Here is a 21504-nt window from a genome sequence, read left to right on the forward strand (position 1 = left end):
AAACCCGCTTCAAAAGCCGAAGCGGTTTTCATTAATTGGTTATTTTATATTCTCAGCAAACCCCGAAATCCTCTCGCAGCATAGTAGGAATCTGCGCCGTTATGATAAATAAAAACTCTTCCGAATCGACGGTCGCCGAAAATTGCGCCGCCAAGTTTTCTGATTTCAGGTGGTGTTTTCAGCCAGCTTGAAGTTTTCAAATCAAAATTCCCAATCTGCTGTAATTGGTGATACTGTTCTTCTGATAAAAGTTCGATACCCATTTCAACTGCCATTTCTACGACACTATCTGCCGGTTTATTTGCCTTTCTTGATTCAAGAGCCACCAGATCATAACAAAAACTTCGGCGTCCACCAGGACTTTCTGTTGAACAATCACAAAAAATATATTCACCAGTTTGTTCATCAAAACCGATCACATCCGGCTCTCCACCGGTTTCTTCCATTTTATCCAGCGACCACAGTTTATCCGGATTCGCAGCGATCTTTTTGTGCACCTTAACCCATTCCAAGCCTTCATGGCGTTTTGCATTTTTTTCAAAACGGGTTTTCAGAATCTCTAACAATTGATCACAATGATCTGCTGATAAATCCTTTTTATTGTCTTTCATGATATTTGTGTTTTTGACCTTCCAACAATTTCATTGATCCATATCGGCGCAAAGGGCGAAGTGCAACCCTTTGATACAGGATAGTTTCGATAAATACCCAGCTTCTCTCCTATGGCAAGTGCACGGCTGCGATGTTCGGGAAAACGGATGCCAATATTCGCCAAAGTTGAATTCATCGTCCATTGAACTTCCGGCGCGGCATCAGCCATTTCTGATTCGATTCTGGCAAGAACCGCTGGCAAATCGAGCAAATCCGGATTTCTGGCCACGCAGCCACTTGTCAGACTCCATCCTGCCCTGGCAGCCATCACGTTTTCAGAATTCATCCAGTCCTTACGAAAGGACTCCGTATCAGGAAAATCTTTTACCACATACGAATACAACCAGTCCGCAACATGCGTGAACTTTTCCGATTTAACCATAGTCGCAAGCTCTTCCTTTGAAAGCTTTTTAGGATTTATAATCAGAATGGCTAAAAAGCGCGCATCAATATTTCCGGTATCCCAAAGTTCCAGAGCAAGCGTATGATTGGTCTTTATTTTTTTCGCCAACCCTCTGATATCGCCCATTTTCACCCCGAACTGATTATCGCCTACACCATGTTTTTTGTTAAATTCCCTCATCTTTTCGGTGCCGAGCGTTTCGAGCTGAGAAAGCGTTTCTTCAAGTGTCATAATTTTTACATCTAACATATTAGCAAAAATAATCTTTCTACCCAAAGTACTAAGCGATAATGCTGAAATACAATAAAAATTTCAAATTCTGACTCATGCAAATCTTGATCAAATAGAAAATATCTTCAATTATTTGGACTAGATATAAATAAGAAACTATATTTGTCAACCGTTAGTCTACAAAGGACTTTCCATACCTATGAGTAACATTTCGCCCGACAAAATCGCTTTCAGAATTGATGAAGATTCCTTTAAGGAAATCTACAATCTGTATTGGGAAAAAGTATTTAGCGTTTGTTATTCAAATCTGGGTGATTCCGAGGCTGCGAAAGGAATGGTTCAGGAAATTTTCAAGTCGCTTTGGGAGCGGAAGGAAGAACTTGAAATTAACCAGTCGGTGGAACGATATCTGGTCCGCTCTGCAAAATTCAAAGTTTTTGAGTTTATCCGTAACAAAAAAATCAGGGAACAGCATCTTGAACATATCATTGCAAGCCAGACTTCTTCGCTAAACTTCACGGAAAATGAAGTGATGGTACGTAGTCTTTCTGAACGGATCAGTTCACTTATTGAAAACCTCCCGTCCCAGTGTCGAAGGGTTTTCAAAATGAGCCGCGAGCAAGGCCTTTCTAATAAAGAAATCGCTTCGAACCTTTTAATCTCAGAAAGAGCCGTTGAATATCACATCTCAAAAGCCGTAACTTCTCTTAAATCCAACCTTCCGGAATATTCCTGTTGATTTTATCAATTGCCTGCTTCGTAAAACGCTCAGATATGCTACTTTTACTAAAAAGTACTTCTGCGCATTCACAAAAAGCAGCTTAAATGAGGGTTAGTAAGGAGCTTATTGAAAAATACCATTCGGGAAAAACTTCTCCGGAAGAATCTGCTATGGTTGAAAACTGGCTTCTGGATGACGATACAGATTTTGAAATTTCTCTGCCTGACGACCTCAATAAAAAAACTGTTAAAGCTGAAATGTGGGAAGATATATCTTCTGCATTACCTTCTGCTGATGCCAGGAGTCTCAAATTCCACAAGAGACCGCTATATATCTCTGCTGCTGCGAGTGCTGCAATATTACTTATCCTTTCCTTTTTTTTATTAAAACCTGAAACGCAGGAAACTGTGTTAAGGTCAGAAAATAAATCTGCGCCGGTAAATAAAGAAATTCACTCGGTAGATTATACAATTTCACTTGCTCCGGAAAGTAAAGCAAGTATCGATTCCGAAAGTGGTCTGATTGATTTTTGTGGGGCCATTTTAATCAGTCCAAAAAAAGATGTGCTGTTATGTTTCAACGACGTGTGCGGTGAAAATAAAAACAACACCGGGAAAATGAATTTTAAAAAAGGCGAAACTTACATTGCCCTAAACTACCGGAATAATCAAGATAATGCGTTGATTGTAATGGACGAAAAACTGCTGATGGGACTTCCGCCAATTGTAAAAAGGCAGATTATGGATCAGTTTAATATTTGAAATATTCTTCAAAATGAATCGTGCCCAAGGCAACCTGACTACGTTAAAAATCTTCGTTCTACTGACTTTTACCTCCCTTTTTGGTTGTTCTGAAAAACAGACATCTGAACTTCAGAAGTATAGTATTTATACGATGGCCGATGACTCCAAAGAATACATAAACCAGGTTGACGACCTTTCGTCGGGAGAACTTGATCCTGTTATAAACGGAGCACGCACTTACCCTAAACAAATCTGGTATGACCTCATTGTGAAAGACGGATTTTATTATCGTCTGGAAAGGAAAACTAACTTTTTTCTGAAATATGAGGTAATAAAAAATAAGTATACTCCAATTGATTCGGTTGCGTTGCCGGGAATGAGTTACTTTGATAATTACAACTGGGTTCATCCGGATACTGTTTTCCTTGCTTCTTATGATCGCAAATCTTCGAGGTTAAGTTATGCCCGTATTGATGTGCAAAACATGAAAGCAGAAACAGGAAATTTACCTGTTTCATTACCGAAATCACCATTCAACTCGATGTCGATCGGTTTTTCGATGTTAAAAAAAAACAAACTTTTTCTAGGTTATACGTACCATAAAATTTCTCAGACCCATTTCGAGACAGCTGATACGGTTTATGTCGATATACTGACATATCCCGGTTTGAAGCCAGTCAAAACCATCAAAGACAGTCGGTCTACCAATCCCGGTGGTGCTAATACCGCCCAACCTAACACCTTCACAGATCAAAAAGGTGATTTTTATTTCCTTGCCTGCCCCGGAATTGCCCTTGGAAACAACCCAGACCTGCCAACCTCTTTATATAGAATCAAAAAAAACGATGATGACCTGGACAGCACTTTTTACTGGAATATTTCCGAAGCCATAAAAAATCATGCGTATGGCCTTTGGGATATTGGCAATGGAAAAGCCATTATCCGAAGTGAAAGGAAGGATCTTTTTACGGGTGTCGAAGATCACTACAAAGTGCCCCATATAGAATTTTACTTATTGGACATCAATAAAAAAACGACTCAAAAGCTTGATCTTCCGTTAGACAAGGGGACTTCGCGCCAGTGTGTTTTGGTTGAAAACGGGTTGGTTTATTTGTCAATAAATTCTGATAGCGGCAATTACATCTGGATCTATAACCAAAAAAATGACACCCTTACCAAGGGACTGAAAGTCAAGGATGATATCGATTATATTCTACGGATTGAGAAGTTGTTTGAAGATCGACCGTAACTGTTAACATAAACGAAGACAAAACTGCCAGATCAGGAATTTAAAATTCCGGGTCTGGCAGTTTTTTGTTTTTATTGATACAAAACAGAAAATTCGAACGATTTCAGGTCTGCGAAAAAAATATTCGTTTCTCACCTTCGGGAAACATTTGCTTGTGCTACTTCTCAAAAGAAAAGGTCAGAATTAGTTCGCGACCGTTCCGGCATAACGCATATTCAGAACATTTATCCTAATGTATTCAGGCAGACTTCTACACTCCATTTTCTCACTAAGCCTGGTCTTTCTTGGCTCTATTACCAATGCGCAGACTTCGATAAGGATCTCAGGAACAGTACAATCAGAGGAAGGAAACGCAATTCCCGGCGTTAACCTAACGATTAAAGGAACCTCTTCCGGTACGATTACTGACGCCGAGGGCTTCTATAAAATTGATATCTCAAAACCAGGAAGTTATACGATCATCGCTTCGTCTGTCGGACAGATTACGCAGGCAAAAACGATCAATATAAAAAATGGCCACGGCCACACGGTCGATTTCTTGTTAAAAAACGATACACGGAACATGGACGAAGTGACGGTTCATGGTAAAAATGAAACGCAGGAAATAAAGGAGCAAGCTTTTACAGTCAACGCGATTGAGACAAAAAGATTTGCCAATACGACTGTGGATCTGAACCAGGTATTAAACAAAACAGCCGGTGTTCGGGTACGTGAAGAAGGTGGATTGGGATCAGATTTCAATTTTTCTATCAACGGTCTTTCAGGAAAAGCCGTGAAATTTTTTATCGACGGCGTGCCGCTTGAACTCATGGGAAGTACCATGTCGCTGAACAATATCCCTGTAAACCTTGCCGAACGTTTGGAAGTTTATAAGGGCGTCGTTCCGGTGAGTCTAGGTTCGGACGCGCTCGGAGGGGCTGTGAATATTGTGACCAACCAGCATGTCAATAATTATCTGGATGCCAGTTACAGTTTCGGATCTTTTAACACGCACAGACTTGCGCTGAACGGACAATACAGCACTGCCAAAGGTTTGATTATCAAAGCAAGTGCCTTCGGAAATTATTCTGATAACAACTACATCATGCGAGGTATGGAGATCTGGGATGAGGCGCAATACAAATATGTGAACAAAGATTTCAGGCGCTTTCATGACCAATATAAATCTGCCATGGGACAGGTTGAACTGGGCGTAATCAATAAAAAATGGGCGGATGTATTTTTCGTTGGCTTTTCCTACTCCGGCACTGCACAGGATATTCAAACCGGCACACGGCAGGATGTGGTGTATGGTGCCGTCACAAAAAACGGCTATGCCTACAATGCATCCGCGCGTTTCCGGAAAGATGATCTTTTTGTTAAAGGACTAAGCGCTAATGTTTTCGCTTCAATGTCGGTAGATAATTATGTAGTTACTGATACATCCAGTTACAAATATTATTGGGATGGATCGAGGGTTAAGACCAGCCTGGCTGAAATAAACGGCGCAAAAGCCATTACAAATATCAACCGTCCGAGAACTTTTGTTCGTGCCAATCTGGGTTACACTTTGTCAAAGGTTCACTCATTCAATCTGAACTACACATTTGACCATCTGAAAAACGAAAACTACAACGAGCTCATCAGCGACCGGGCAGATATTCCGGGTATTCTATCAAAAAATATTGTAGGCGTTGCTTATCAGCAAAATCTCTTAAACGACCGGCTGACCAATACGTTTTTTGGTAAGATCTATAACATCGGCGTTCAGCAATCGAGACTGGTTACTGCTTCCGGCGAATATGCACAGGCGAATGATTCCCAAACTTACACGGGTTACGGCGTAGCAAGCCGGTTCAGAATTTTGCCTGATCTCGGTATAAAAGCTTCTTTCGAAAAAGCATACCGTTTGCAGGAAGTTGGTGAAATGTTCGGAAACGGATATACCGTGATCGCCAATCTGGATTTGAAACCGGAATCCAGCCACAATTTGAATGTTGGTGCTTATTATGGTTTCGCGGTTAATAAACACAAAATATTCGTGGAAGGCTCCTGGTTCTACCGAAATGCCAATGACTTCATTTACGCAGTAGTTTACAAATCAAATTCAAGTGTCAGCCGTTATGAAAATACTTCAAAAGTAAAAGTTACCGGTTTGGAAGGCGATGTGAAATATAACTACGGCGACCTTTTATATTTCAATGCAAATGTCAGTTATCAAAATGCGATCAATAATACCAAATTTCCGGTTGGCGTGACCAGCGGAACGCCCGAAGCAACCTATCTTAATAAAATACCAAACCAGCCCTGGCTTTTTGCAAACGGAGATTTTAGTGTTGGCAAGAATAATATCCTCGGTAAAGCATCCCGGATGCAGCTTAACCTGAGTACGCAATATGTCCACTGGTTTTATCTGACCTGGGAGGCTTATGGCAACAAGGCGGGAAAAAGTACCATTCCCGACCAATACATTCATAATGCTTCGATCTCCAATTCATGGAACAATGGCAGATATAACCTGTCGCTTGAATGCAGAAATTTCACCAATAACCTGGCATTTGACAATTTCCGTTTACAGAAACCCGGTCGTGCCTTTTCTGTCAAACTACGCTATTTCATACGCTAAGTTCAATTTTTCATTTTTCTCAGAACCACATAAATATCCATAAAACTACCATGTATAAAAATTTCAGACGTTACACATTTCTGTTTGCTCTGGCACTTATTCCTGTGCTGAATTCCTGTTCAAGTGACGACGATGAAGAAACCGTTGATCCGGTTGAAGAAACGCAGGAGAAATATAATGTCTGGCTGCAAATTGGCAGCTGGCCAAATACGACGCAATATGTTTTGGGTACTAACTCTTTAACTGAGGGCACGATTGATCTGACCGGTCATGGCGCAGAAGTTACCGGAAAATCTGCCTACGGTATCATCACAAAAGGAGGATATTATTATTACTACAACACCACGAGCGGACGTTTTTCAAAGTTCAAATACGAAAAAGAACTTTATAATACCGTCCTTGAAGTGCCATATACCCACATGGCCGATGTTTCCGGATTTACTTGGATCAATGACAAAACGCTTTTTCTGATCGGAACAAACGGAGATCAGGATAAAGTACATTATTCAGTGGTAGATATTGAAACATTGAAAATGACAAACGGCGTTCTGGATGCACCGGCAGTTCCTGCGGGCTTTAATGACTTTAACCTTGGCAATATTGAGTTCACAAACGGAAAAGTATTTTTTCAGTTTGGATATACGGCCGAATGGCCTAATCCATGGCAGAAGAAAACCTACATCGGCGTTGTAGATTATGCAACATTGAAATACGAAAAGACGCTTGAAAGCACGACATCAGCTGGTCCGGGAACAAACAAATTATGGTTATCTTCTTCTTTTGTCGATAATAATGGCAATGCTTATTTTGCTACTAATGTGGAATGGAGCAGCATTTCCGGCAGGCAATCAGCAATCTACCGAATCAAAAAAGGCACAACTGAACTGGACGCAAGTTACACCGTGAACCAGTCAACTCTGGGTTATGAGGGTGTCGGACTTTGGTATATTGGCGGAACAAAAGCAATTTTAAAATACATTGATCCCGCCATTACAGGCACCACGCACATTTATGTATTCGCGGTAATGGATCTGGAAACCGGGAAAATCACAAAAAAACTGACAGAAATCCCTGCCGACGGCGACGCTTATATCCAGAATATTATTGTTGAAGATGGAAAAGTTTTCATGATCACAAACGCTGAAACCGGTAAGGATTTTGTCTATATCTACGACATTGCTGCGCAAACAGTGAAAACCGGACTGGAAATCGTTGGCGGTTACGACTGGGTTCTTCGCCTTGACAAAATGAGATAGCCTAAATATCGTATCATAAAACAACCTGGCCGGCCAACATCCGGACGGGTTGAAAATCTCCTGCTCCATGACAATTTTTAAAAAAATAAATGCCTGGCTTCATTTATGGCTGGGACTCGCTTCCGGTATCATCGTTTTTATTGTTGCAATTACCGGCTGCATATTGGTTTTTGAGCAGGAATTTGAATACTTTACCCAGCCCTGGATTCACGCAGAGCGACCTGATAATGCGCCTTATCTGCTTCCTTCGGAGATTAAGAAAAAAGTAACTCCCTCATTTCCGGGAAAAGAAATAACCGGTATATGGTACTACGGACACGGCAGAACGGCAAAACTGAGCATGAATTCTGATTCGGCTGTTTATGTTAATCCTTATAATGCGTCAATTGTTGGGATCGTTAGCGAGGAGAATTTCTTTCACTTTATTCTCGACGGGCATACCTCGCTTTGGGTTGAGGCCAAAAGAGGAGAATTGAATATCGGTGCTGAAATTGTTGAATATGCCACGCTCATATTTTTCATATTACTTATTTCTGGCTTGGTGTTATGGTGGCCAAAACGATGGAATAAAGCCAACCGCGACAAAAGTTTCAAAATCAAATGGAGCGCGAAATTTAAGAGGATCAACTACGATCTGCATAATGTGCTTGGCTTCTACTCCCTGATTGTCGCATTAGTGATCACGATTACAGGACTGAGTATGGGTTTTGCATGGGTTTCAAAAGGTATTTACTGGCTTAGTTCCGGCGGAAATTCGCAAGCTCCGTATGTAAATTCAACCTCGGATACAACCAATATGATACCCGATATCGGGATGAAAAATGTTGATCTGGCATTTAAAAAAGGCATAAGCCAGATTGGCACTTACAACAAGGATGCTATCATTGTTTCGTTTCCTGATGAGCCAACGGAGCCTATCGAACTCTGCACGGATATGCACAACGGATCCTGGCGTTATGTCTACCTTGACCAATTTACGCTGGCTGAGCTCCCGTCGTCTCAGGTTCATATTGATAAATTAAATCTGGCTGATTGGATCAGGCGCACAAATTATGCCACACACGTTGGCGCTATCGGCGGTATTACGACAAAAATTATCTACTTTATTGTAAGTCTTATCTGCGCGACCTTACCCTTGACCGGCGCATACGTTTGGTGGGGAAAAAGTAAATGGGGAAAAACTAAAAAGCAACAGAGACTTAAAACTTCTTATCAAACGCAAGTCTGAAAATCAGGTCTCTGTTCAGGTAAAAAATGATAACGAATTTTTATCAAATCAATTCAAAATACGATATCAATGAAAAAGGATCTGGTCCGAATGGCCAGATCCTTTTTCATTGTATTTATTCTTTAAATAGTCATCGGCAACTGTCAAATTTATTTTTCACTATTTAAAATTTTCATCGCCTCATCATCTTTGTACTGAACGATCAGGGTTTTCAGTTGGTTCTTTAGATCTTTCACAACCGCAGCAGTGGACTTTTCCGAATACACATTTTTGATTTCGCGTGGATCTTTTTCAAGATCGAACAACTCCCAGGTGTCAATTCCGCCATAAAATCTTACCAACTTATACCGTTTCGTTCTGACACCAAAATGCGGATAAACATGGTGAGGTTCAGGGAATTCGTAATAGTGGTAATAGGCTGCCTCACGCCATGGAATATTTGATTTTGCATTTTTATCCAACAACGGAAGAAACGATTTTCCTTGAATTGCTTCCGGGATTTTCGCGCCGGCGAGATCAAGGACCGTTGGCGCCCAATCAATATTGGAGACCAGCTGTTCAACCTTTGTTCCCGGTTTGATAACGCCCGGATAACGGATCACGAAAGGCGTTTTCAAAGATTCCTCATAAATAAAACGCTTATCAAACCAACCATGCTCGCCCATGTAAAAACCCTGATCAGAAGCATAGATAACGACCGTATTTTTAGACAAACCCGTCTTATCCAGATAATCCAGAATTTTCCCAATATTACGATCCAGACCATTGGCCGTTGCCAGATAATCTTTGATATAACGCTGGTATTTCCATTCTGTCAGTGCTTTTCCCGACAACTTTTTATCATCGAATTCTTTTGTGATCTTGTCGTAATAATCTCTTAAAACCTTCTTTTTTTCTTCCGGAAAAAATTTATAGCCAGGCACTTTTTCATAGTCCAGATGCACCTTTAAATCTTCTTTTAACCGCATTGTCGTTTCAATACTCATATCCTGATCTTTCGCTGCGGCTCTTCCGGCATAATCATCATAGAAAGTTTCCGGTAAAGGAAAATCGATATGATCATAGGCACCCAGATCCTGCAAGTCCGGATACCATTCCCGGTGCACTGATTTTTGCCCAACAACAAGGAAAAATGGTTTTTTCTCATCCCGTTTATTAATCCAGTCAAGCGAACTTTCTGTGATAAGATCCGCAACATATCCTTGTTTTCTGATGGTATCATTTGGGGCTGTAATAAATTGGGGATTGTAATAAATCCCCTGGCCTGGCAAGATATTCCAGTAGTCAAATCCGGTTGGCAGACTGTTCAAATGAAGTTTACCAACCCAGGCTGTCTGATAACCACTTTGTTGAAGCAGGTCGGGAAATAGTTGCTGCGTAATATCAAATTTGGTTCTGTCATTGTTTTTATAACCATTGATATGGCTGTATTTTCCGGTCAGCAGAGTCGCGCGGCTTGGTCCGCAAATGGAATTTGTGACCAGATTATTTTTAAGTAAAGCGCCTTCTCTGGCAATGCGATCAATGTTTGGCGTTTTCGCAATCTTATTTCCATAGGCGCCAATGGCCTGATAAGCGTGGTCGTCAGAGAATATAAAAATAATGTTCGGCCGCTCGCTTGTTTGGGCGAAAATAACAGACGGAAAACTTATTAAGTAAAAGATTATTGAAACTATTTTTTTCATGTTCAGGAATTAAAAAAAATCGAAAAGGTATTTTATAGGTAAAGATAAATTTGAAAACGATCTAATGCTTTTGAGCTGAGTTTAAACATTTCAGAATAATAAAATATAACGGTATACAGCAAAAACAGCTTCCCGAATCCGGAAAGCTGTTTTACAAAATAAAAAGGGTTGGTTATTTTAGAAGAACCATTTTATGGGTGGCAGCCGAACCATCTGTTTGTTGAATTCGGATAACATACATTCCAGGGTTCAAATGTTTCACATCTATAACATCCGACGGCTTTGCACCGGAAGTATAAACACTGGCTCCGTTAAGATCGAAAATAGTAATACTTTTTACCAGCGCCCAGTCCGTTGCTTTCAAGTGTAACTGATCACTTACCGGATTTGGATAAATTGAAGTTTCGAAACCAAATTCAAAATTGACACTGTTGATCCTGCTGTAAGCAAAAGTACCATCACGATCTACCATTTTCAGACGATAAAGATTCTCACCAGTTTTTGGTTGTTTGTCTGTGTAATGATAAGTATGGCTGATCTTACTTTCTCCCGCAGCCCAAACGTTGCCAATTCCAAACCATGATTTTCCATTCGTACTACGTTGAACCTCAAAATAATCACTGTTTGTTTCTTCGCTTGTAATCCAGTTAAGTACAGTAGCCTGTTCGATTTTCTGCGTTTCAAAAGAAATCATCGTAACCGGAAGCGGGGTATTTGTGGTTATACTATATGTTGCCGGTGCGCTTTTCACACCTGCTGCATCGGTCAGTGTATACGTAAATCCAAAAGGATTGCCATTCGTTCCTGAACCCGATTGCCCATAGATCATCAGTTTGGTAACATCAAAATCCGGAATCGTGGTACCCGCCGTAAGCTCAACCGGGCCAGATCCAAAATTGTAATATACCCTGGTATTTGCGTTGACCGTTTCAATCACGAAAGTTTTAGCATTGTTGCAGCTTCCAGCCTTTGCGCAATCCTCGGCATCACTTCCGGACAAAGAGCCCTTAGTCGGGTAACCGCCGTCCAATGCAGTTGCAACCACAGCCATAAAACCTGAGATCGCAGGATAACCAGTAGGACTAGAAGTAAATGAAGAACTTGGCGCTACATAGGTTTTTGGATCAGCAACCGGAGGCTGTTCAATCCCAAAATTGATATCTGTTGTATTACCAGTTACCGTGATCCGGATTTTACCATCCGTTACAGCATCAATCCCAGTACCCATAATTTTTCCAGCCTGTTCTCCTGTATTCACCCAACCCGTTGGCAGCTGCGCAGCTGGCGCATCCTGGCCGACTATACCGGGTGTGGTGCTTAAAATAACATCAAAAGTATAACCGATAATTTTTTCGAATGAGTATTTACCATCAGCGTCAACAGCAACGGAGGCTACAACCTTCCCGTCCATACCAACTAAAATGGCGTTTAATGCTCCTGAAACATTAGTCCCGGCTCCTGCTTCTGTGTGATTGACCAGATTGTTTTTCAAACCGTCGGCATCATGAAATACGTTACCGCTCAATGAAAAACATCCAAACGTAAGCGTCGTTGCCGAAGAGGACGATTGAAGCGCCCAGCCCCAGGAATTGATCACGCGAACATTGCCAAAGTCATCACACTGAAATCCATTGTCGTCATTATTGCTCACAGACGGAGCCGGTAAAGTCAGCTTTAAATTTCCGTCGCCATTCCAGGCATGTGTTGGCGAAAGTGAACCCAAAAGTGTACGGTTCAGGCCTGCGCCGGTGTAATTATTCTGCGCGTTATTTGTGTTGCAATTACCGGTTCCAACATTTTTCAAAGCACTGTCGTCCCAATAAAGCTTGTTGTTAGGAAGACTAATTGGTGCGATGGTTTCAATATTAAAACCGTTTGCATTTATTTCCGCATCATAGATCGGGATGTTGAAACGGCCACGCTGATAAACTGCGCTGATCGACATCGCAGTACCTGATTTTACAATATTTCCCAAGCCGTCTTTACCATCCCACGCAATGGTGTTATCTCCTGCCTTAGCATTGGGAACTTCAATAATCCTGTCCGTAGTACCTTCGTCGAAGCCTGCTTTTCCGTTAACGTCAAGCAATAAACGTGCATCGCCTGCTGCCGGCATGACAAAATGCAAGGCAAATCCACCACCGCAACCAGTCACCGGCACTGAGGCAAATTGGGCCGAAGATGTGATCGGCGTCACCGGATATAACGCGCGATCTGGACTGTTAAGAAAAAGTTTATAACCTCCTACCAGCGCAGGGGAATCGGCCGAATTAATTGATTTACGATCTTCAAGCCAGTTTCCTTTGTTTGAAACACCATAATCATTCAAAGCGATATCATAAGCAATCGGTTTGAAACCATCTTCAAAAGTCACTTTCAAAATTGTTTCATCTGTGGAGTAGGAATAAATTGACGGAGAAGCTGAGGCATTCGCGTCAGGGCCAAAACTTGAATTCACGGCCACAAAGCCCCATTTTTTACAGAAAACCCGACCCGGCTTCTTTTCTCCATTGGATTTGGCAACTGTAAAATCGAAATATGGAGACTTACTTCTGGAATCATTATTTTCCGCCGCCGCCACCTGCGTTTTTCCTTTATCAGCACTTCGGTAAATTTCAATGTAATGCTCTCCCGTAACCGTTGGAGTAAAAACTTTTGGATCATAACCATTCGTCATGTTACCCAGGTTTGGTCCGTTTACCGCCCGTGTATACGAAGAAATATAACCATCTCCGGAGTTGGGTAATTGAATCGGTCCGGCTGCCAGCGTACCATTTGGCGCGTAAATCCGGATGTAAATATCCGTCCCAACCGCGGTTGATGAACCATATTCCTGCCAGTTAAATCCATAGTAAAACTTCTCGTCAGTCGAAGCAATGTTGAATTTTATACGGTTGTCATCAGAAGCACCTTTGTAAGAACCTGTGTTTCTGTCCGGCATTAAAACCAGTGCAGAAATACTGCCTGATCGGGGTGAGATTTCTTTTGTTCCCTCAGCGTGAGTCCGGGATTCAGTTGTTGCCAGTAGTGTGAAAAGTAAACAAAGAACAATTGTTGTGGATAATTTATGCATAGAATAGTTTGTGTGAAAGACAGCTTTTAACACTGCCATTTTTTAATTCCACAAAGGTCAGGCTTCAACCCTTTATGACTGGTAGAATACTGATTTTGTTTGTTTAGTAATATTTATATAATGCTATAAATTAACTTATCGACAAACCAACTACCCTTGCTACCTTCTGTGTAGAAAAATTCACAAAAACTGCCTTAATACTACTTTTTAAGGGAAAAACATCTTGCTATAATCGAATCTCGCTTAAACCGATAAAAAATTTTAATATTAAAATATTTATATGTACTACCATCGTAAATAAACAAAATACGACTTCTTTCAGTGCATGCTCTTTCTATTTTGCCGAAAGAAGGGAAGATAATTTTACCCGAAATCGTTAAATTGGATGTACATATAGTTATATTTACATAGTCTGGATTTTTGTCCATCCGGGTCTGACGAATGAAAATACTCTCTCTCCTGTTTCTCTTGCTTACAGTCAGCACCAGAACTTCTGCACAGCTTGCAAGCAAGGTCATGAAGCTGAAAAACGGCTCTGACATTACCAAAAATGTTCCGGCCAGAGATCGTTATCTGTACGATAAATTTTACGAAGGGAAAGTGTATTTCAGAAATGGAACAATTTCCATCGCTTCTCTGAATTACAGCCTTTTTCACGGAGAAATTCAGTTTATCACACCCCAAAGAGATACTTTATTACTCCGGGACAATGACTTTGTGAAAAAGATCAGTATCAATTCGGATGTTTTCTACTTCGATCGCAGCCACGGGCATGTGCAGGCAATCAGAGATTTTGGAAAGCTAAAATTGGGAAAGCAACAAAAACTTCTTGTCATGGGCCATGAGAAATATGCCGGATACAGCGAATATTCAGAAACTTCGGCCATTTCAAGTTATTCCCATTTTTCAAACAGTAATGGAGAGATGCAGAAATTAGAGACAAATGACAAACTGCTGCTGCGAAAGAGGTCTGTTTATTTTTTGATTGATCAAAACCTCAGATTTTCATCTGCAAACCGGGTGAATTTTATGAAAGTTTTCCCAGACCATCGGACTCAAATATCATCTTTCATAAAAGACAACAACACGGATTTTTTGAAAGAAAATGACATCGTGAAGCTTTTGGAATATTGCCAATCCTTCTAACGACAAAATAAACACCTCCCTGAAATTGTTTTTATATCAAGTATTTATATCAAAAAATCGCTTTTGATTATGACTCTAAAATGATTTAAATAAATACCATGAAGAAACTCATACTTCTTTTTCTTAGCCTTTCCATTACCCTGGAATTATCTGCACAGGCACTTAAACAGCTGACTTTCAGAAAACAAATGATCGCATCGGAAAGCGCCGAGTCTGCGGGAGTTTTTGATGTGAATGGTGATAAAGTACCTGATATCGTTTCGGGAAGTTATTGGTATGAAGGCCCGTTATTTCAAAAAAGACATTTAATCGGCCAGACCAAACGCGTCAGCGAATATTTTGATGATTTTTCTACGGTTCCGTATGACGTGAACGGAGATGGAAAAATGGATTATATCACCGGAGGATGGTTTAATAAAAAGCTGCTCTGGCGGGAAAATCCAGGAACGAACGGCGAGTGGACAGAACATGAATTATTTGAAACCGGAAATATTGAAACGACCCGTGCCTGGGATATCGATGGCGACGGTTTTGAAGAAATTGTGCCCAATACACCAAAATTACCTTTGGTGTATTATACCATGGTCCGCGATCAAAACAAGAAGGCAACCGGGAAATTTACACCCACCAAAGTGGCGGATACGCACGGTCATGGCCTGGGTTTTGGTGATATCAATGGCGATGGCAGAGGCGATTTTATTACCGCTGACGGCTGGCTGGAAGCTCCCGAAGATCGTAAAACCAAGCCGTGGACACTTCACTCCGATTTCAAATTGGGTGACGCAAGTGTTCCCATTATTGTAACTGACGTCAATAAGGATGGTTTAAATGATATTATCGTCGGACAAGGACATACGTATGGGCTGGATTGGTATGAGCAAAAACGAAATGGAAAATCGATCAGTTTTGTCAAACATGCTATTGATCCTTTTCAGTCGCAATATCATACAATGGCCTGGGTTGATATTGATAATGACGGAGAAAATGAGTTGATAACAGGCAAGCGATTCAGGGCGCATAACGGGAATGATCCGGGAGAATTTGATCCGGTGGGACTTTATTATTTTAAATGGAACGGCGAATCTTTTACCAAAAACTTTATCAGTTATGGCCCTTATGGCGAGGGAAAGGGAGCGGGGATCTATTTCTCTGTCGCGGACCTTCGAAAAAACGGCAGGAAAGATATCGTCGTAGCCGGAAAAGACGGGCTTGCTATTTTCTTCAACGAGGGTAAATAACCTCTTTCAATACACCTTAAAGCTTCTGTGAACATGTTTCACAGAAGCTTTTCTTGTTTGTCAATAATAAAAAAATGAGTGTTTTTATCTGCTCAGTGCTCACAAATTCTGGCAATAATTTAAGATATTGTAATTACATTCCTTTTACGCCGCACTTTGAGGAATATGTCAATTTTTTGATTTCATAATACCATCACTCCTTAAACGTATCCTATGTTCAAAACTGCTACGAATGAAAAAGAGCGGAGAAATTTCTTAAAAAATCTGGGTGCAGGCTCGCTGGCAGCATTGACTTTCCCATCCTTCGCCCATACGAAACCAGATGAAATTGAGAAACTTACGTCTCATTCTGTACCTGACGAAAAGTATTGGGAGCAGGTTAAAAAGCAATTTGCCGTTCCATCTAACCTGATTATGCTTAATGCGGCGAATCTCTGTCCGGCTCCGGCACCTGTCAATATGAAGATATCTGAAAGTCTTACCGGATTGTCAAAAGATGTTTCTTTTCAATTCCGTAAACAATTTACTGAGGACAGAAAACAGGCGATATCAGCTTTGGCAAAGTTTACCGGAGTTAGTCCGAACGAAATTGGTATCACCCGAAATACATCTGAAAGCAACAACATTATTGTCAACGGCTTTGATTTAAAATCGGGAGACGAAATAATTCTCTGGGACCAAAACCATCCTTCCAATGGTTTGGCCTGGGAACAACGTGCAAAGCGATATGGGTTTTCGATAAAAAAAGTCAGTGTACCGGGAAATCCTGAATCAGTTGCTGATCTCGTAAAACCATTCATCGATGCGATCACGCCGAAGACAAAACTGATTGGATTTTCACATATCTCAAACACCAGCGGCATCGCCCTTCCGGCAAATCTGATCTGCGAAATGGCACGGAATAAGAATGTTCTTACCCTCGTAGACGGTGCTCAGTCCTTCGGGGCAATCGACCTTGACCTGAGAGCAATGGGCTGCGATTTTTATACTGGCAGCACGCATAAATGGTTTATGGGGCCGCTTGAAAACGGAATTTTATATGTCAAAAAAGAAAGTATGGCAAAATTGTGGCCTAACATAGTCAGCGTGGGCTGGAAGGATGATACCATGTCTGTTGATGAAAAATATTGTGCGTTAGGCCAGCGGAACGATGCAACACTCGCCGGAATTCCGGATACCGTACAATTTCATCAAACGATAGGTAAAAAGCATATCCAGGGAAGAATTTTCAGTTTGAATAACTACCTGAAAGAACAGATTAAATCTGAGATTACATCCATTACCTTCATAACACCGATATCCGGGGAGTTCAGTGCAGGTATTACAAACATCAATCTGCCAGGAAAAAAACCAGCCGAAGTCACGCAAAAATTATATGAGCTTCATGGCATCGCGACCGCCCCTACGGGAGGAATCCGCATTTCTCCCCATATTTATAACACACTGATTGATATGGACAAATTGGTGAAAGCCCTTAGAACTCTGTCGGCTTAAATGAATAATTAAAATAGCTTATCGGACACTCCAGGCATAGCATTTTTAAGGAAAGGCGGAATCATCAACAATTTAATCTAAATAAATTAAATATGGTAACGTCACAAAAATATGCTTTGATCACAGGAGCGACGAGCGGAATAGGACTTGAACTGGCAAAGTTGTTTGCGAAGGATCAGTATAATTTAGTCATTGTCGGCAGAAATGAAGCTGAGTTATCAGCGGCAGCAAAGCAGTTGCAAACGGATTCTATTGATGTGATCACGATTGTTCGTGACCTCTTTAACCGGGATGAAGCTTTTTCCTTGTATGATGAAGTGAAAAGACGGGATATTGATATTGAAGTGCTCGTAAACAATGCAGGACAGGGCGTTTATGGCGAATTTAAAGATACCGACATCAATCGTGAGCTGAATATAATTGATCTGAATATAGCGGCATTGACTATTCTGACAAAGTCATTTCTGCAAGATATGATGCTACGCAACTCCGGAAAAATCTTAAACCTGGCTTCGATTGCCAGCAAAGTTCCTGGCCCGTGGCAGGCTGTGTATCACGGAACAAAAGCGTATGTGCTTTCATTTTCCGAGGCTATAAGAGAAGAGCTCAAAGACTACGAAAACATTACGGTTACCGCATTGTTGCCAGGCGCGACAAACACCGACTTTTTTAACAAAGCAGACATGAATGCCAGTAAAGCTGTTCAGGATAAAAATGCATTATCCGATCCGGCTGATGTGGCAAGAGATGGTTATGACGCACTGATGGCGGGAAAAGATCAGGTAATTTCAGGATTTAAAAATAAGGTTCAGATGGCAATGACAGCGATCACTCCGGATGCTACGGTAGCCCATTTGATGAATGAACAACAAAAACCGGTAGGTCACGATTGAGAAAAAAGAAGTTTTTTAGACACTTAAACAAAAAATCTCCGCCATTCAGTGACGGAGATTTTTTCTGATATCAAAGTTCAGACCTCGTTGAATTTCACAGCGGCGTCATCCGTCAGTGAAGCAAGCCAGCTGCGAGATAATTTCGTTTCGCTTTCAAAACCTCTTTTAACCTCATGATCGTTTCCACTTTTTGGCAGAAAACGATTTGCTAGTTGCATAATGGAGGTCATGCCGCCTGGAATGATTCCTTGAAGCGCAACAACAACCTTAGCAGTTTGAGTAAGAATAACCTCATTTGCTCCATTCTCAAGAGCCTTAACAATTTCCTTCGCTGCATCATCTGCATTTTGAGAAAGTATAGGCAATGAATCCGCGAGCTTAAACCATTCATATTCTGCGCCATGATCACCTTTCACCCAAACGATTCGCGGACTTCCGGTGCGCATCAGATTTGGAATAACGGTAGTTACCTGAATATTATCTTTCTTCAATTCAGCTCCCAAGCCCTCCGAAAGTCCTACCATCGCAAATTTACTCACGCTATATGGGAGCATGTGCGGTACCGCTATTTTCCCTCCGATGGAGCAGATATTGACGATCCTTCCCCCTCCTTGTTGTAAAAACTGCGGCAAGGCGGCTTTGATTGTGTACAACGCTGACCAGAGATTGCTGTCCATTACCTTTTTATACTCTTCTACTTCCATTACATCTTCCGCACCGACCATCATGATTCCGGCATTGTTTATCACAACATCCAGCTGACCAAAACGATTGAGTATTCGTTGAATAACTCTAGTTACGTCGTCCTGAATCGTCACGTCCGCTTCCAGTGCGAGAACATCCGCTCCTCTTCTTAGCAAATCCTCCTTCGCGTCTTCCAGTTGATCTTCATTTCTTGCACAAATCACAATCTTTGCACCTTTCGCCGCTAGTTCCCGGGCCATTGCCAGTCCAAGGCCCCGGGATCCACCAGTAATCAAAACAACCTTTCCCCGCAGTTCATACTTCGTCATTTCCTTGTAAACAGTTTTCGCCAGAGCGAACAACCCTACCCCTAACGCGGCGAAAATTGCCGTTTTTTTGGATATTAATGGCATTGTATTTCCTGCATTTTCCATGATTTGTCTTTTTATGAAAATCTAGCTTTAATATAAACTGTTGACGGACTTGTATTTATAAATGCTTATTCGGCTTATCCTTTGAAACCCCATTTTTTGTTGTGTCAATATCGTGCAGCCTTCTGGTTGAATCACTGTTTAAATTGGACTGATTAGATGGATAACCCGAAACTTCTTTTTGATTGCCTTCATCTATACCAAGCGCAGCCTTGCTTTCCGCTCCGGAACTATCGTTGGGAGTTGTCTGTGAATCTGACCCACTGTCCGAATCCGAAGTTTTCTCCTGTGCGCAAGAGCCACATACCAACATTGTTGCAAATGCTAAAAGTCCTATGCTGTTTCTTATATTTTTCATATCGAATTAAAGTTTGTTTGCAGCGCCGTTAAAAGAATTGTTCCTGAAAATTTTTAACAAGAGGTTTTTTATTTAAAAAAGTTCCATAATTATTGATGGTACACTTTTGTTGTGTTAAGAAATTGGAATTACGAAACTATTTCAAGGCGAACTGCCAAATAAAAAAGATCACTTTTCACACGTGAAGGGCAGTCTGTTAGACTAATAGTTTAATGTTAATTGAAATTAAATCTTGCACCAATTAAATAGCTAAAAATGAATGAAATACCTCTAACCGTAAAACGCTCGATCGAATTACTTGGCCTTTTTCTGCTCGGAACTATCCTCGTGATCGGCAGCGACATTATCATGCCAGTGATTATGGCATTTTTTATTAGTCTGGTATTACTACCGGTTTTTCGTTTTTTGAAGAGGAATAAATTTCCTGAGGCGCTGGCGATTGTATTACCTATCTTAATGCTCGTTATTTTTCTGGCAGGGATCGTCTGGTTTTTTTCTGCCCAGGTCAGTAATCTGGTAGAAGATTTCCCCAGGATTAAAAATAATGTCAGTATTCATTTGAAATCACTTAGCGACTGGGTTTCAAACATCAGCCATTACTCGGCAAAAGAGCAGGTAGATTTTATTAACAAGAACACCAATGAGGTTGTCAGTTTTGCAGGTAAAAAAATGAGCGGTGTCGCTGTGACTTTGAGCTCGTTATTTGTCTTTGTTGGTCTGCTGCCTATTTATATCTACCTGATCCTTTTCTACAAAGACATCCTTCTACGGTTCATTTTTATGTGGTTCAGCGAAAGCAATCATCCAAAAGTGAAAGAGGCGATATATGAAACTGAGACTATTATCAAAAGTTACCTGATCGGTTTGCTGATCCAGGTGACTTACATGACCATTCTTTTAGGAGGCATTCTGATGGTTATCGGTATCAAACACGCGTTACTGATTGGCGTTATTTTCGCATTTTTAAATCTTATCCCGTATATCGGCGCGCTGATCGGTAATCTGATCGGTGTACTGCTTACCCTTACATCTTCAACAGAACTATGGCCGATTGTCACCGTTTTGTGTGTCATTGCCGGAGTCCAGTTCCTGGATAATAACATCCTTATGCCCCGCATTGTTGGTTCGAAAGTAAAAATCAATGCATTATTTTCAATTTTGGGCGTAGTTATTGGCGGAAGCATCGCAGGCGTTTCAGGAATGTTTTTGTCGATGCCCATCATCGCAGTACTCAAAGTAATTTTCGACCGGACGGAAATCTTTAAACAATGGGGCGTTTTACTTGGCGACGAAAGGCCAGCAAAAAACCCGATGATTTTTTCCGGTTTTCGCAGAAAAGCCGCGATACAAACGAAGCCAGGAGTGGAAGGAAAATGATAGAATTTACCGACGGGATTTTTCTTCAAAACAAAAAT

General features: G+C 41.1%; 17 protein-coding genes. 11 read left to right on the forward strand and 6 right to left on the reverse strand.

What is annotated here, in order from left to right; translation table 11 throughout:
• Positions 1 to 44 precede the first annotated feature (44 nt).
• Positions 45 to 611, reverse strand: coding sequence for a DUF4256 domain-containing protein (locus AC1XUO_RS23310; RefSeq protein ID WP_483332243.1), 567 nt, complete (start codon positions 609 to 611; stop codon positions 45 to 47).
• Positions 608 to 1285, reverse strand: coding sequence for a DNA alkylation repair protein (locus AC1XUO_RS23315; RefSeq protein WP_483332244.1), 678 nt, complete (start codon positions 1283 to 1285; stop codon positions 608 to 610). The genes AC1XUO_RS23310 and AC1XUO_RS23315 overlap by 4 nt, the downstream gene beginning before the upstream one ends.
• Before the next feature lie 199 nt (positions 1286 to 1484).
• Between AC1XUO_RS23315 and AC1XUO_RS23320 the strand changes: the two genes are divergently transcribed.
• From AC1XUO_RS23320 to AC1XUO_RS23345, 6 genes are all read left to right on the forward strand, one after another.
• Complete coding sequence (locus tag AC1XUO_RS23320; RefSeq protein WP_483332245.1) at positions 1485 to 2024, forward strand: RNA polymerase sigma-70 factor; 540 nt, start codon at positions 1485 to 1487, stop codon at positions 2022 to 2024.
• A gap of 86 nt (positions 2025 to 2110) precedes the next feature.
• On the forward strand, positions 2111 to 2767 hold the full coding sequence (locus AC1XUO_RS23325) for a hypothetical protein (RefSeq protein WP_483332246.1): 657 nt from the start codon (positions 2111 to 2113) through the stop codon (positions 2765 to 2767).
• A 13-nt stretch (positions 2768 to 2780) separates the two neighbouring features.
• A complete protein-coding gene (locus AC1XUO_RS23330; RefSeq protein WP_483332247.1) occupies positions 2781 to 3998 on the forward strand; it encodes a hypothetical protein in 1218 nt (405 codons plus the stop codon).
• Between the two features lie 232 nt (positions 3999 to 4230).
• Complete coding sequence (locus AC1XUO_RS23335; protein ID WP_483332248.1) at positions 4231 to 6603, forward strand: carboxypeptidase-like regulatory domain-containing protein; 2373 nt, start codon at positions 4231 to 4233, stop codon at positions 6601 to 6603.
• 50 nt (positions 6604 to 6653) lie between these two features.
• Entirely contained in the window at positions 6654 to 7859 is a 1206-nt protein-coding gene (locus AC1XUO_RS23340) for a hypothetical protein (RefSeq protein ID WP_483332249.1), read from the forward strand.
• A gap of 67 nt (positions 7860 to 7926) precedes the next feature.
• Complete coding sequence (locus AC1XUO_RS23345; RefSeq protein WP_483332250.1) at positions 7927 to 9087, forward strand: PepSY-associated TM helix domain-containing protein; 1161 nt, start codon at positions 7927 to 7929, stop codon at positions 9085 to 9087.
• A 149-nt stretch (positions 9088 to 9236) separates the two neighbouring features.
• Here the strand turns inward: AC1XUO_RS23345 and AC1XUO_RS23350 are convergent, their stop codons facing one another.
• Together AC1XUO_RS23350 and AC1XUO_RS23355 are read right to left on the reverse strand one after the other, a co-directional pair.
• Positions 9237 to 10772 (reverse strand): sulfatase family protein, encoded by a 1536-nt coding sequence (locus tag AC1XUO_RS23350; protein WP_483332251.1) that lies wholly within the window; start codon positions 10770 to 10772, stop codon positions 9237 to 9239.
• A 172-nt stretch (positions 10773 to 10944) separates the two neighbouring features.
• Positions 10945 to 13845, reverse strand: a complete 2901-nt coding sequence (locus tag AC1XUO_RS23355; RefSeq protein ID WP_483332252.1) for a T9SS type A sorting domain-containing protein — start codon at positions 13843 to 13845, stop codon at positions 10945 to 10947.
• 441 nt (positions 13846 to 14286) lie between these two features.
• Between AC1XUO_RS23355 and AC1XUO_RS23360 the strand changes: the two genes are divergently transcribed.
• The 4 genes from AC1XUO_RS23360 (at position 14287) to AC1XUO_RS23375 (ending at position 18616) form a co-directional block, all read left to right on the forward strand.
• Entirely contained in the window at positions 14287 to 14991 is a 705-nt protein-coding gene (locus tag AC1XUO_RS23360) for a hypothetical protein (RefSeq protein ID WP_483332253.1), read from the forward strand.
• A gap of 98 nt (positions 14992 to 15089) precedes the next feature.
• Positions 15090 to 16229 carry an FG-GAP repeat domain-containing protein gene (locus AC1XUO_RS23365; RefSeq protein ID WP_483332254.1) on the forward strand — a complete coding sequence of 380 codons (1140 nt, stop codon included), beginning with the start codon at positions 15090 to 15092 and terminating at the stop codon, positions 16227 to 16229.
• A 213-nt stretch (positions 16230 to 16442) separates the two neighbouring features.
• The gene (locus tag AC1XUO_RS23370) at positions 16443 to 17723 is read left to right on the forward strand and encodes an aminotransferase class V-fold PLP-dependent enzyme (protein WP_483332255.1); all 1281 of its coding nucleotides are present in this window, start codon (positions 16443 to 16445) and stop codon (positions 17721 to 17723) included.
• 92 nt (positions 17724 to 17815) lie between these two features.
• Entirely contained in the window at positions 17816 to 18616 is an 801-nt protein-coding gene (locus tag AC1XUO_RS23375) for an SDR family NAD(P)-dependent oxidoreductase (protein ID WP_483332256.1), read from the forward strand.
• 77 nt (positions 18617 to 18693) lie between these two features.
• On the opposite strand, the gene AC1XUO_RS23380 is transcribed toward AC1XUO_RS23375, so the two are convergent.
• Together AC1XUO_RS23380 and AC1XUO_RS23385 are read right to left on the reverse strand one after the other, a co-directional pair.
• On the reverse strand, positions 18694 to 19734 hold the full coding sequence (locus AC1XUO_RS23380) for an SDR family NAD(P)-dependent oxidoreductase (protein ID WP_483332257.1): 1041 nt from the start codon (positions 19732 to 19734) through the stop codon (positions 18694 to 18696).
• A gap of 55 nt (positions 19735 to 19789) precedes the next feature.
• Positions 19790 to 20089 (reverse strand): hypothetical protein, encoded by a 300-nt coding sequence (locus AC1XUO_RS23385; RefSeq protein ID WP_483332258.1) that lies wholly within the window; start codon positions 20087 to 20089, stop codon positions 19790 to 19792.
• A 255-nt stretch (positions 20090 to 20344) separates the two neighbouring features.
• Here AC1XUO_RS23385 and AC1XUO_RS23390 point away from each other — a divergent pair, with 255 nt between their 5' ends.
• Positions 20345 to 21466: an AI-2E family transporter gene (locus tag AC1XUO_RS23390; protein ID WP_483332259.1), complete on the forward strand. Its 1122-nt coding sequence runs from the start codon at positions 20345 to 20347 to the stop codon at positions 21464 to 21466.
• The last annotated feature ends 38 nt before the right edge of the window (positions 21467 to 21504 follow it).

The sequence above is a fragment of the Dyadobacter sp. HNCC25DJ186 genome, from assembly GCF_056895235.1.

What these genes read in the sequence shown, in the direction of transcription:
- AC1XUO_RS23310 (WP_483332243.1), bottom strand. Translation starts at nt 611, where the DNA reads ATGAAAGACAATAAAAAGGATTTATCAGCAGATCATTGTGATCAATTG.
- AC1XUO_RS23315 (WP_483332244.1), bottom strand. Translation starts at nt 1,285, where the DNA reads ATGACACTTGAAGAAACGCTTTCTCAGCTCGAAACGCTCGGCACCGAA.
- AC1XUO_RS23320 (WP_483332245.1), top strand. Translation starts at nt 1,485, where the DNA reads ATGAGTAACATTTCGCCCGACAAAATCGCTTTCAGAATTGATGAAGAT.
- AC1XUO_RS23325 (WP_483332246.1), top strand. Translation starts at nt 2,111, where the DNA reads ATGAGGGTTAGTAAGGAGCTTATTGAAAAATACCATTCGGGAAAAACT.
- AC1XUO_RS23330 (WP_483332247.1), top strand. Translation starts at nt 2,781, where the DNA reads ATGAATCGTGCCCAAGGCAACCTGACTACGTTAAAAATCTTCGTTCTA.
- AC1XUO_RS23335 (WP_483332248.1), top strand. Translation starts at nt 4,231, where the DNA reads ATGTATTCAGGCAGACTTCTACACTCCATTTTCTCACTAAGCCTGGTC.
- AC1XUO_RS23340 (WP_483332249.1), top strand. Translation starts at nt 6,654, where the DNA reads ATGTATAAAAATTTCAGACGTTACACATTTCTGTTTGCTCTGGCACTT.
- AC1XUO_RS23345 (WP_483332250.1), top strand. Translation starts at nt 7,927, where the DNA reads ATGACAATTTTTAAAAAAATAAATGCCTGGCTTCATTTATGGCTGGGA.
- AC1XUO_RS23350 (WP_483332251.1), bottom strand. Translation starts at nt 10,772, where the DNA reads ATGAAAAAAATAGTTTCAATAATCTTTTACTTAATAAGTTTTCCGTCT.
- AC1XUO_RS23355 (WP_483332252.1), bottom strand. Translation starts at nt 13,845, where the DNA reads ATGCATAAATTATCCACAACAATTGTTCTTTGTTTACTTTTCACACTA.
- AC1XUO_RS23360 (WP_483332253.1), top strand. Translation starts at nt 14,287, where the DNA reads ATGAAAATACTCTCTCTCCTGTTTCTCTTGCTTACAGTCAGCACCAGA.
- AC1XUO_RS23365 (WP_483332254.1), top strand. Translation starts at nt 15,090, where the DNA reads ATGAAGAAACTCATACTTCTTTTTCTTAGCCTTTCCATTACCCTGGAA.
- AC1XUO_RS23370 (WP_483332255.1), top strand. Translation starts at nt 16,443, where the DNA reads ATGTTCAAAACTGCTACGAATGAAAAAGAGCGGAGAAATTTCTTAAAA.
- AC1XUO_RS23375 (WP_483332256.1), top strand. Translation starts at nt 17,816, where the DNA reads ATGGTAACGTCACAAAAATATGCTTTGATCACAGGAGCGACGAGCGGA.
- AC1XUO_RS23380 (WP_483332257.1), bottom strand. Translation starts at nt 19,734, where the DNA reads ATGGAAAATGCAGGAAATACAATGCCATTAATATCCAAAAAAACGGCA.
- AC1XUO_RS23385 (WP_483332258.1), bottom strand. Translation starts at nt 20,089, where the DNA reads ATGAAAAATATAAGAAACAGCATAGGACTTTTAGCATTTGCAACAATG.
- AC1XUO_RS23390 (WP_483332259.1), top strand. Translation starts at nt 20,345, where the DNA reads ATGAATGAAATACCTCTAACCGTAAAACGCTCGATCGAATTACTTGGC.